Source organism: Nocardioides sp. (assembly GCF_047607365.1).
In the GTDB taxonomy this organism is placed as follows: domain Bacteria; phylum Actinomycetota; class Actinomycetes; order Propionibacteriales; family Nocardioidaceae; genus Nocardioides.
Map to the genome: position 1 here is coordinate 1 of NZ_JASGDD010000222.1, position 9,365 is coordinate 9,365.

Consider the following 9,365-nt stretch of genomic DNA (forward strand, 5'->3'; position numbering starts at 1 on the left):
GACGCCCCCACCGGCACCCCGCCCTCGGGCGCCCCCAGCAACTGACCCACCACACCCCCCTCACCGCTAGGAGAACCCCATGTTGCAGAACCTCTCTGGCTGGCACGCGCTGGTCATCCTCACCATCGTCCTGCTCGTCTTCGGCTCGGCGAAGCTGCCCAGCCTCGCCAAGAGCGTGGGCGAGTCGATGCGGATCCTCAAGGACGAGGTCCACGACGCGAAGAGCGCGCAGGCCGCGCAGCCGGCGCCCGTCGTGGTCGAGGCCACCCAGCCTGCCGAGACCCGCCGGGCGTCGTGAGCACGGCCACCGTCGCGCGGGGGACCATGCCCCTCGGCGACCACCTGCGGGAGGCCCGCACGCGCGGCACCCGCGCGGCGGTGGCGCTCGCTCTCGCCGTACTCGTCGGCTTCCTGGTCTCCGGACAGGTCCTCGACCTGCTCCGCGCCCCCATCGAGGAGATCGCCGAGTCCCGCTCGGCCAGCCTCAACTACGACACCATCACCGGCGCCTTCGACCTCAAGCTCAAGATCGCGCTCTTCGCCGGCATCGTGCTCTCCAGCCCGTTCTGGCTGCTCGAGCTCTTCGCCTTCGTCACCCCGGGCCTGACCCGCCGGGAGCGGCGCTACACCTACGGCTTCGTGGCCGCCGCCTTCCCGCTGTTCCTGGCCGGCTGCGCGTTCGGCTTCCTGCTCTTCCCGCACATGGTCGAGATGCTCGCCGGCTTCTCCTCCGACGAGGACAGCACCATCCTGACGGCGACCTACTACGTCGACTTCGTGCTCAAGATCATCCTGGCGATCGGCATCGCGTTCGTGCTCCCGGTCTTCGTCGTGGTGCTCAACCTCGTCGGGGTCCTGCCGGCGGCCACGCTGCGCCGCAGCTGGCGGGTGGTCGTGGTGGTCATCGTGCTCTTCAGCGCGCTGGTCACTCCGGCCGCCGACGTCCTCTCGATGTTCCTCGTCGCGGCCCCCATGGCGCTGCTCTTCGGCCTCGCCATGCTCATCGCCCACGTCCACGACTCCCGGAAGGGGAGCGCCTGATGCTCGGCCTGACCTTCGAGAAGCTCTTCGTCGTCGTCGTGCTCGCCGGCCTCATCATCGGCCCGCGCCGGCTTCCCCTGTACGCCGAGCGGCTGGGCTCCCTGATCCGCGGCATGCGCCAGGTGCTCGACGAGGCCCGCGTGAGCGCCGAGCGTGACATGGGGGTCTCGCTGCGACGCTCGGACTGGGGTGAGCTCGACCCGCGGCAGTACGACCCGCGGCGCATCGTCCGCGACGCGATGACCGCGCCCGCGGCCGCTCCGAGCGGGCAGGTGGAGCCCACGGAGCCGACCGAGTCCCCTGAGCCGAGTCAGCCGAGTGAGGCGGAGGTCGCCGCGCGCTCGGTCCGCCCCGGACAGCGGTACGTCGTCACCGGCTCCGCCGCGCACCCCCGCCGGATCCGGATCGACTCCCTCCCCGAGGACGATCCCCGCCGCGTCGCCGCTCAGTCCCTCGGCTGAGCGGGCAGCCCGACGTACATCGAGGAGTGCAGGTGCCGCACGTGGTGCTGCATCGCCTCCACCGCGCCGGTGACGTCGCGAGCGCGCAGCGCCTCCACGTAGCGGGCGTGCTCCTGCGCGTTGACCGTGTGCAGCTCCTCCACCGGGTAGGGCAGGAAGTAGCCGTAGAGACGGTCCAGCACCTCGCGGTAGTGCTTCATCGCCCACGGCTGCCCGGCCGCCTCGGCAGCCGCCAGATGGAACCGGCGGTCGATGGCGTGATAGGTCGGCCAGTCCGCGGCGTGGCCCGCACGCACGACGAGCTCGTCCAGCTCCGCGAGCTGCTCGGAGGTGGCGACGAGGGCGGCGTGGTGGGCCAGAGCGCTCTCGATGAGGGCGCGCTGGTCGATCAGCGCGTGCACCACGTGGGCGTCGGCGCGGTACACCTCGACGGCCGTGTGGGCGGAGCCCGACGCGGAGCCCGCGGCGTGCGGCGTGGGTGCCACGAAGGTGCCGCCGCTGCGTCCGCGCTGCCGCACCAGCACGCCGTCGTCGGCCAGGGAGATCATCGCCCGGCGCACGGTCACCTCGCTGACGCCGAAAGCCTCCGCCAGGTCTGACTTCGGTGGGATCCGGGCCCCGGGTGGGAGCAGCCCCAGCTCGACCGCGAGCGCCAGCCGGGCGCGCACCGTCTCGAGCGCGCTCAGCCGCGTGATCCCCGCCAGGGACGGATCGGCGAGCGCCGTCAGGGCCGCGTCGGTCACCACGGAGTCGGTCGCGCTCACAGACGCATCGTAGCCAGTCGCGCCGGGTCATTGACAAAACAACTCATATTGACCCAATATCTGCGCATGCCTCGACTCCTACGGCTGATCGCCGTGCAAGCCGCGCCCGAGCCGGTGGGCGACCTGACCGGTTTCGCCGCCGACGTACGCCGTCGCGGACCGGAGGCGGACCTGCTGGTCTATCCCGAGCTGCACCTCTTCGGGACCGATCCCGGACTGAGCGGGCCCGACCGCGACGCGCTGCTGTGGGAGTCGGCGGTCCGCCGTGACTCGGCGCTCCTCGGGGAGGTGGGCGCGCTCGCGGCCGAGACCGGCACCTGGCTCCTGCCCGGAAGCATCTGCGAGCTCGGCGACGACGGCCGGCTCTACAACACCGCCCTGCTGTTCTCGCCCGACGGCGCGCTGGCCGCGGCCTATCGCAAGGTCTTCCCGTGGCGACCCCACGAGCCCTACGCGATCGGCACCGAGTTCGTCGTCACCGACCTGCCCGGGCTCGGCCGGGTCGGCATGTCCGTCTGCTATGACGCCTGGTTCCCCGAGGTGACCCGCCAGCTGGCGTGGATGGGCGCCGAGCTCGTCCTCAACGTCGTCAAGACGACCACCGACGACCGCGCCCAGGAGTTGGTGCTGGCGCGCTCCAACTCGATCGTCAACCAGGTGTTCACGGTCAGCGTCAACTGCTCCGGCCCCGAGGGCCGCGGGCGCAGCCTGATCGTCGGGCCGGAGGGCGACGTGCTGGCCGAGAGCCCGATCGCCGACGCGGACGTCCTCGAGGTGACCCTCGACCTGGACGACGTCACCCGCGCCCATCGCCAAGGGACGGAGGGGCTCAACCGGATGTGGTCGCAGTTCCGGCCCAACGACCCACCCGTTCCCCTGCCCATCTACGGCGGCCGGATCGACCCGGCCACCTGGCAGCCCCGCCACCACCGCACCGACTCCGCTACCGACACCCAGGAGACCCACCATGTCTGACCATCTGCAGCGGACGCTGGGCCTTCGGTCCCTCGTCCTCTTCGGCCTCGCCTACATGACCCCCATGATCGTCCTGGGGATCTTCGGCGTCGTCGCCGAGACCACGGCCGGCGCCAGCGCGTCGGCATACCTCGTCGCGCTCGTCGCGATGCTCTTCACCGCCGCGAGCTACGGCCGGATGGCCGTCGCCTATCCGATGTCGGGCTCGGCGTACACCTACGTCAGCCGCACCATCGATCCACGAGCTGGCTTCCTGGTCGGGTGGGCGATCCTGCTCGACTACCTCTTCCTGCCGATGGTCATCTGGCTGATCGGCGGGGCCTACCTCGACGCGCAATATCCGGACGTTCCGTTCTGGGTGTGGATCGTGGGCTTCATCGCGCTGACGAGCGCGCTCAACGTCCTCGGCATCAAGACCGCGGACCGAGCCAACTTCGCGCTGATGGCGATGCAGATCCTCGTCCTCGTCCTCTTCGTCGCGCTGTCGATCGGGTCGGTGGTCGGCGACCACGGCGCCGGCGGCCTGATCAGCTCGACGCCGTTCGTCGGGGTGGGCGCCACCTTCTCCGAGATCACGGCGGGAGCCGCGATCGCCGGCTACTGCTTCCTGGGCTTCGACGCCGTCTCCACGCTGAGCGAGGAGACGATCGAGCCGAAGCGGACGGTCCCGCGAGCGATTCTGCTCGTGGCTCTGCTCGGTGGACTGATCTTCGTCGCCGTCTCCTACACCACGCAGCTGGTCCACCCCGGCGGAACCTTCGCCGACTCCTCCTCGGCGGCTCACGACATCGCGCTGACCGTCGGCGGCAACCTGTTCGGCGCGATCTTCCTCGCGGGCCTCGTGATCGCGCAGTTCGCCTCGGGGCTGGCCGCGCAGGCCTCGGCGTCGCGCCTGATCTACGCCATGGCGCGCGACCGGGTCCTGCCGGCCTGGCTCTTCGGCCGGCTGCACGCGATCTACCGCACTCCGGTCGCGGCCATCGCGGCGGTCGGCGCGGTCGGAGTGCTCGCGATCTTCCTCGACGTGGCCACGTCGACGTCGTTCATCAACTTCGGCGCCTTCACCGCGTTCACCATGGTCAACGTCTCGGCGATCGTCCACCTCCTGCGCCACCGGGACGAGCGGGACGGGACCGTCGCGGCCCGGTCCTGGTCGGCGCTCGCGGTGCCGGTGGTCGGCGCGGCGGTGACGCTCTACCTGCTCGCCCAACTCGACTCCCACGCCATCGTCCTCGGGCTCTCCTGGCTCGCCGTCGGCCTCCTGGTGCTGACGGGGCTGACGCGGGGCTTCCGGCAGCCGCCGCCGAGCATGGACTTCTCCGAGGAGGCCGGCGAGCCCGCGCTCGGCCTCTGAGCACTCGGCGTCCGAGTATCGTTCGGCCATGAGGATCGGCCTGGCCCAGATCCGAGCCGGCGTCGACATCGACCGCAACCTCGCCGCCGTCGACAGCGCCTGCCGGTCGGCGGCGGCGCAGGGTGCCGAGCTGATCCTCCTGCCGGAGTACGCGATGTACGACAAGCCTCGGGTCGACGCCAGCTTCGCGAGGATCGCGCAGACCCTCGAGGGTCCGTTCGTCACCGCGGTCGCGGAGCTCGCCCGCGAGCTCGGCGCGGTGGTGGTCGTCGGCGTGGTCGAGCGCAGGCCCGCGGCTGCGCCCTTCAACACCCTTGTCGCGCTCGGCGCCGACGGGTCCCTCCTCGCCCGCTACCGCAAGAACCACCTGTACGACGCCAACGGATTCACCGAGTCGGCGTGGATCTCCGCGCCGGAGGCGCCCGAGGCGGTCACCTTCCACGCCGGTGGTGTCCGCGTTGGCCTCCTCGCCTGCTACGACCTCCGGTTCCCCGAGCAGTCCCGCGCGCTGGTCGACGCGGGGGCCGAGCTGCTGGCCGTGTGCTCGGCCTGGGTGCCCGGGCCGGAGAAGGTCGCCCAGTGGCAGACCCTGGCCCGCGCCCGGGCCATCGAGAACACGTCGTACGTCGCGGCCGTCTGCCAGGCGGCCCCACTCTCGATCGGAACCAGCATGCTCGTCGACCCGCAGGGGCGCGACGTCGTCGTGTGCGGGGGAGGGCCGGAGACACGTGTCGCCGAGATCGAGACGGAGCGCATCGCCTCCGCCCGCGAGCGCGACCGGAACATCGCCGTCCGGCGCTTCGCGACTCGTCCACGCTGACACACCCTAGGCTGACCGTTCCCCGACTCCCACGGAACCCGATGGAGGTGTGCCGATGTCCACGCCCGACCGCATGCGCGCGCTCGCCACGCTGGCCGCGCAGCCGGCCGGCGCCGACGACGAGCGAGCCGCCGCCAACCGGGTGATCGACCAGGCGCTCGAGCTCCTGCCCGACGTCGACTGGGTCAGTCTGACCATCAAGGTGCGGCAGGAGGGCTACGCCACGCTCGCCGCCTCCGACGACGTCGCCCGCCAGGCCGACGCGCTGCAGTACGCCCTCGACGAGGGCCCGTGCATCGAGGCGGCCGACCGTGCCGAGTGGTTCCGCTCGGGCTCGGTCGCCAGCGACCCACGGTGGCCGGCGTGGGGGCCTCGGGCCGCCGAGCTCGGGATCGGGTCGCTGCTGAGCGTCAGGCTGGCGGCCGGGGACGGGGCGCTGGGCGCGCTGAACATGTACGCCCGCCCTACGGGGCGGTTCGACGACCGGGACGAGGTCGACTTCGCGGTGCTCTACGGCGCCCATGCCGCGGCGTCGCTCACCGCCGCGCGGGAGATCGAGGGCCTGCACAACGCGATCTCGTCCCGGCACGTGATCGGCCTGGCGCAGGGCATCCTGATGGAGCGCTTCGGCCTCACCGTCGAACGCTCCTTCGACCTCCTGCGCCGCTACTCCAGCGAGTCCAACGTGAAGCTGGCCGCGGTCGCCGCGGAGCTCGTCGACACCCAGCAGCGCGGCGCGACGGCGACGGCCGGCGACGGCTGAGCCGGCCCCCGGGGTCCGCCCGCCGGAAGGCGCGCGAGCCGAGAGACCCGGCGAGGACTTCGCTCACGCGTCAGCCGATGCGCGCGGCGGTTCGTTTCGCGGCTATCGCGGCGACGACGGCAGCCTCTAGCGTCGAACGGCAACGTGGCTGCCGGCCCGACGCACGGGCGACCGCATGCCCCACCCACGGGAGTCTCGATGTCGGATCATGAACGGCTCAGCGAGCCCGGCATGGCCCATCGCTTCGTCGTGGGGGAGCTCAGCCGGGAGTTCGACATCGTCTCCGCGGCGCTGATCGGCTCGCGGCTCGACGAGTCGCTCACGCTCCACCTCGGCGGCGACGCGGCGCCCGCGCCCGACGTCCCGTTCGTGATCGACCTGTGCGACGTCCGCCTGCTGTGCGCCGAGGGGGTGCGGGTGATCGAGGACTTCGGGGAGCGTGCCCGGGCCTCGGGCGTGAGCCCGCGGCTCCTCGTCGTGGAGGGGTCGATGCCCTACCGCGTGCTTCGCGTGCTCGGCCTGCTCGACGAGCTGAGCGTCGTGGTCCGCCGGCGGCCGCGCGACGCACGGTGAGGCGGTCGCGTCCGCCGCCGCCGTCCCCGATAGTCTGGCGCCTCTGCGCGGGGTCAAACAGTCGGCACGCGGGGGTGCGGTGACGCGCTGACGACCCGAGGTGACCTGGCATGGAGACCGTGCGCTTTCGCAGCACCGACGTGGGCGAGGTCGAGCAGTTCCTCAGCGCGACCTACTCGACGATGAGGATCGCCGCCGCCGACGGGCCGATCCAGGCCGAGGTGACGCGGCGGGTGATCAGCTCGCAGCTGGAGTTCCACGAGCTCGACTACAGCTTCGACCTGACGTACGACGCCGAGCCGGCGCGCTGGCTGTTCGTCTGCGACGTCATCTCGAACACGCTCCATCCGCGCGAGCACGGCGGCGCCGAGGAGAGCTTCGGTCCCGGGGACCAGTTCCTCGTCATCCGGCCCGACCTCCCGTACGCCGGCGTCGTCCGCTCGCCGCGGTATCGGTTCGCGGCGCTGGATCCGGCCCTGCTGTCGCAGCTCGTCGCCGGGGAGGAGGACGTCCCGGCGGAGCCGGTGCGGATGACCGGCACGCGACCGGTCTCGCGCGACGCGCAGGCCCGGCTCCAGCGGTGCATCGCCTACCTGCGCGACGACGTGCTCCACCCGTGGGAGGGCGACATCTCGCCGCTGCTCGTCGCCTCGGCCACCCATCTCCTCGCCGCCACCGTCCTGCAGACCTACCCGAACACCGCGCTCGTCGGGCCGACGGCCGCCGACCGCCGCGACGGGCGGCCCACGGCCCTCGCCCGGGCGGTCGCCTTCATCGAGACCCATCCCGACCAGCCGCTCTCGCTGGCCGACATCGCACGGGCCGCCTACGTGACGCCGCGCGCGCTGCAGATCGCGTTCCGCACCCACCTCCGGACGACGCCGATGGGCTACCTGCGGCGAGTCCGTCTCGACCACGCCCGCAGGACGCTCCTCGACGCGTCCCCGGGCTCGGTCACGGTCACCGCCGTCGCCGCCCGCTGGGGATTCAGCCCGTCGCGGTTCAGCCAGCTCTACCGCGCGGCCTACGGCGAGCCGCCGCACCGGACGCTGCGCCGCTGAGGCGCGGGGCGCCGGCGGGCCCGACCCGGCGACATCCGTGTGAAGCGAACGCCGGCGGGTACGCCGTACGCATGACCGTTCCGACCTTCTCCGACCTCCCCGTGGCCGACGTCGACCGCGCCTGGGACGGCGACGCCGCCGAGAAGCGGGTCCGTCGCTGGGCCGACGCGGAGAACGGGCCCAACGCCGACTACCGCAAGGCCCACGTCTGGTACGACGGCGAGCGGGCCGACAAGTTCACGGCGTACAAGCTGCTGATCGCCGACGTGATCGACGGCGAGCTGACCGTCGTCCCCCGCGGCGTGATGGCGGCCGGCAACGTCCTCGAGGGCGCCCGCGGCGGGGTCGACATCCCGTCCGACGACGTCGCCCGGGTGAGGTCGCACCTGGCGAAGTACTACCGCAAGTTCGACCACGAGCCGCCGTGGGACGGCGACTAGCTCGTCTCGGCGAGGCGCTTGAGCGCGGCGAGGCCCTTGTCGAAGTCCTTGCCGATCGCGTTGTCGAAGAACAGCCTGCCGGCGACGTGCATCGCGACGTTGCGCGACCCGGTCATCGTCCACGTGACGCGGGTGCCTTGCGGGTCGGGGAGCAGCGCGAACGTCGTGACGTTGTGCGCCTTGATCGGCTTGAGGAAGTCCAGGTCGATGACGACCTTCTCCGGCGTCTCGTCCACGAGCGTCATCCGGCCGGTGCCCGACTTCCTGCCCACCCAGTCGTAGACCGCGCCGACGCCGCGGTCGGCGCCGGAGTAGGTCCGGGCGAGGTCGGCGTCGAGGCCCTCCCACGGCGACCAGGCCTGCCAGGCGTGGAAGTCGTCGATCAGGGTGTGGATGCTCGCGGCGGGCGCGGCGATGACGGTCTCGCGGGTGTTCGAGAAGCTCGGCATGGGCTGAGCCTAGGCGGTGATCCTCACGTCGTCGCCGTCATGACGACGATCGGCAGCGGGCGGGTGGTGCGCTTGCGGTAGGTCGCGAACGTCCCCCGGTTCGCCTTGTTGCACAGCGCGAACAGCCGCTCGTAGTCGGGGTCGTCGGTGCGCGCGACGGTCGCCGTCGCCGTACGCCGTCGCGGGCCGATCTGGATCTCCACCCGTGGATCCGCCTCGAGGTTCAGGATCCACGTCGGGTCGCGCCGCGCGCCGCCGTTCGAGCCGACCACGAGGTAGCGCTCGCCGTCCCTGGCGTAGACCAGGGCGCAGGTGCGCTCGAGCCCCGACCGGCGGCCGGTGGTGGTGAGCAGCAGCGTCGGCATCCCGAGGAACAGCCGGTGCCCGAGCCACCCGTGGCTGCGCTTGTAGATCGCCTCGTGGATCTCGAGACTCTTGAGGAACACGTCGCGCTGCGAGGGGAGCTTCATGGCGACCAGTCTGCCCGTGTCCCGTGAGACCTGCCCTAACGATTCCTGCGCCGGCTCGTTGGGATCGCGACGGCGTCGCCAGGGGGCGGCCGCGAGGAGGTCACCATGGCACACCCGGGCTCCCCGCTGAGGGCGGCGGTGGCCGCCGCCGTGGCCGCCGCGCTCCTCGCCCTGCCGAGCCCGGGAACCGGCGC

Annotated in this window: 13 protein-coding genes; 10 read left to right on the top strand and 3 right to left on the bottom strand. The window is 72.0% G+C overall.

The window, feature by feature from the left end; all coding sequences use genetic code 11:
* The first annotated feature begins 79 nt into the window (after positions 1-79).
* Genes tatA through QM572_RS17270 form a run of 3 tightly spaced genes read left to right on the top strand, consistent with a single transcriptional unit; the run spans position 80 to position 1,502 of the window.
* Positions 80-298, top strand: a complete 219-nt coding sequence (gene tatA / locus QM572_RS17260) for a twin-arginine translocase TatA/TatE family subunit (RefSeq protein WP_415095210.1) — start codon at positions 80-82, stop codon at positions 296-298.
* Complete coding sequence (tatC, locus tag QM572_RS17265; RefSeq protein ID WP_415095211.1) at positions 295-1,041, top strand: twin-arginine translocase subunit TatC; 747 nt, start codon at positions 295-297, stop codon at positions 1,039-1,041. Before tatA ends, tatC begins: the two co-directional genes overlap by 4 nt.
* Positions 1,041-1,502, top strand: a complete 462-nt coding sequence (locus QM572_RS17270) for a hypothetical protein (RefSeq protein WP_415095212.1) — start codon at positions 1,041-1,043, stop codon at positions 1,500-1,502. Before tatC ends, QM572_RS17270 begins: the two co-directional genes overlap by 1 nt.
* Here QM572_RS17270 and QM572_RS17275 read toward each other — a convergent pair.
* Complete coding sequence (locus QM572_RS17275) at positions 1,487-2,266, bottom strand: FadR/GntR family transcriptional regulator (protein ID WP_415095213.1); 780 nt, start codon at positions 2,264-2,266, stop codon at positions 1,487-1,489. The genes QM572_RS17270 and QM572_RS17275 overlap by 16 nt on opposite strands.
* 66 nt (positions 2,267-2,332) lie before the next feature.
* On the opposite strand from QM572_RS17275, the gene QM572_RS17280 reads away from it, so the two are divergent.
* The 7 genes from QM572_RS17280 (at position 2,333) to QM572_RS17310 (ending at position 8,252) form a co-directional block, all read left to right on the top strand.
* Positions 2,333-3,241 (top strand): carbon-nitrogen hydrolase family protein, encoded by a 909-nt coding sequence (locus QM572_RS17280; protein WP_415095214.1) that lies wholly within the window; start codon positions 2,333-2,335, stop codon positions 3,239-3,241.
* Positions 3,234-4,595 carry an APC family permease gene (locus QM572_RS17285; RefSeq protein ID WP_415095215.1) on the top strand — a complete coding sequence of 454 codons (1,362 nt, stop codon included), beginning with the start codon at positions 3,234-3,236 and terminating at the stop codon, positions 4,593-4,595. The genes QM572_RS17280 and QM572_RS17285 overlap by 8 nt, the downstream gene beginning before the upstream one ends.
* 28 nt (positions 4,596-4,623) lie before the next feature.
* Positions 4,624-5,415: a carbon-nitrogen hydrolase family protein gene (locus QM572_RS17290; protein ID WP_415095216.1), complete on the top strand. Its 792-nt coding sequence runs from the start codon at positions 4,624-4,626 to the stop codon at positions 5,413-5,415.
* A 55-nt stretch (positions 5,416-5,470) separates the two neighbouring features.
* Positions 5,471-6,178, top strand: a complete 708-nt coding sequence (locus QM572_RS17295) for a GAF and ANTAR domain-containing protein (RefSeq protein ID WP_415095217.1) — start codon at positions 5,471-5,473, stop codon at positions 6,176-6,178.
* A 198-nt stretch (positions 6,179-6,376) separates the two neighbouring features.
* A complete protein-coding gene (locus tag QM572_RS17300) occupies positions 6,377-6,751 on the top strand; it encodes a hypothetical protein (RefSeq protein WP_415095218.1) in 375 nt (124 codons plus the stop codon).
* A 110-nt stretch (positions 6,752-6,861) separates the two neighbouring features.
* Entirely contained in the window at positions 6,862-7,812 is a 951-nt protein-coding gene (locus QM572_RS17305; RefSeq protein WP_415095219.1) for a helix-turn-helix transcriptional regulator, read from the top strand.
* 71 nt (positions 7,813-7,883) lie between these two features.
* Positions 7,884-8,252 (top strand): hypothetical protein, encoded by a 369-nt coding sequence (locus QM572_RS17310; RefSeq protein WP_415095220.1) that lies wholly within the window; start codon positions 7,884-7,886, stop codon positions 8,250-8,252.
* Here the strand turns inward: QM572_RS17310 and QM572_RS17315 are convergent.
* A complete protein-coding gene (locus QM572_RS17315) occupies positions 8,249-8,701 on the bottom strand; it encodes an SRPBCC family protein (RefSeq protein WP_415095221.1) in 453 nt (150 codons plus the stop codon). The genes QM572_RS17310 and QM572_RS17315 overlap by 4 nt on opposite strands.
* A 23-nt stretch (positions 8,702-8,724) precedes the next feature.
* Positions 8,725-9,171 carry a nitroreductase family deazaflavin-dependent oxidoreductase gene (locus QM572_RS17320; RefSeq protein WP_415095222.1) on the bottom strand — a complete coding sequence of 149 codons (447 nt, stop codon included), beginning with the start codon at positions 9,169-9,171 and terminating at the stop codon, positions 8,725-8,727.
* Positions 9,172-9,365 lie beyond the last annotated feature (194 nt).

Excerpts from the sequence above, each read along its gene's own strand:
- tatA (WP_415095210.1), top strand. The coding sequence starts at position 80 with ATGTTGCAGAACCTCTCTGGCTGGCACGCGCTGGTCATCCTCACCATC.
- QM572_RS17270 (WP_415095212.1), top strand. The coding sequence starts at position 1,041 with ATGCTCGGCCTGACCTTCGAGAAGCTCTTCGTCGTCGTCGTGCTCGCC.
- QM572_RS17280 (WP_415095214.1), top strand. The coding sequence starts at position 2,333 with ATGCCTCGACTCCTACGGCTGATCGCCGTGCAAGCCGCGCCCGAGCCG.
- QM572_RS17285 (WP_415095215.1), top strand. The coding sequence starts at position 3,234 with ATGTCTGACCATCTGCAGCGGACGCTGGGCCTTCGGTCCCTCGTCCTC.
- QM572_RS17290 (WP_415095216.1), top strand. The coding sequence starts at position 4,624 with ATGAGGATCGGCCTGGCCCAGATCCGAGCCGGCGTCGACATCGACCGC.
- QM572_RS17295 (WP_415095217.1), top strand. The coding sequence starts at position 5,471 with ATGTCCACGCCCGACCGCATGCGCGCGCTCGCCACGCTGGCCGCGCAG.
- QM572_RS17300 (WP_415095218.1), top strand. The coding sequence starts at position 6,377 with ATGTCGGATCATGAACGGCTCAGCGAGCCCGGCATGGCCCATCGCTTC.
- QM572_RS17305 (WP_415095219.1), top strand. The coding sequence starts at position 6,862 with ATGGAGACCGTGCGCTTTCGCAGCACCGACGTGGGCGAGGTCGAGCAG.
- QM572_RS17310 (WP_415095220.1), top strand. The coding sequence starts at position 7,884 with ATGACCGTTCCGACCTTCTCCGACCTCCCCGTGGCCGACGTCGACCGC.
- QM572_RS17315 (WP_415095221.1), bottom strand. The coding sequence starts at position 8,701 with ATGCCGAGCTTCTCGAACACCCGCGAGACCGTCATCGCCGCGCCCGCC.
- QM572_RS17320 (WP_415095222.1), bottom strand. The coding sequence starts at position 9,171 with ATGAAGCTCCCCTCGCAGCGCGACGTGTTCCTCAAGAGTCTCGAGATC.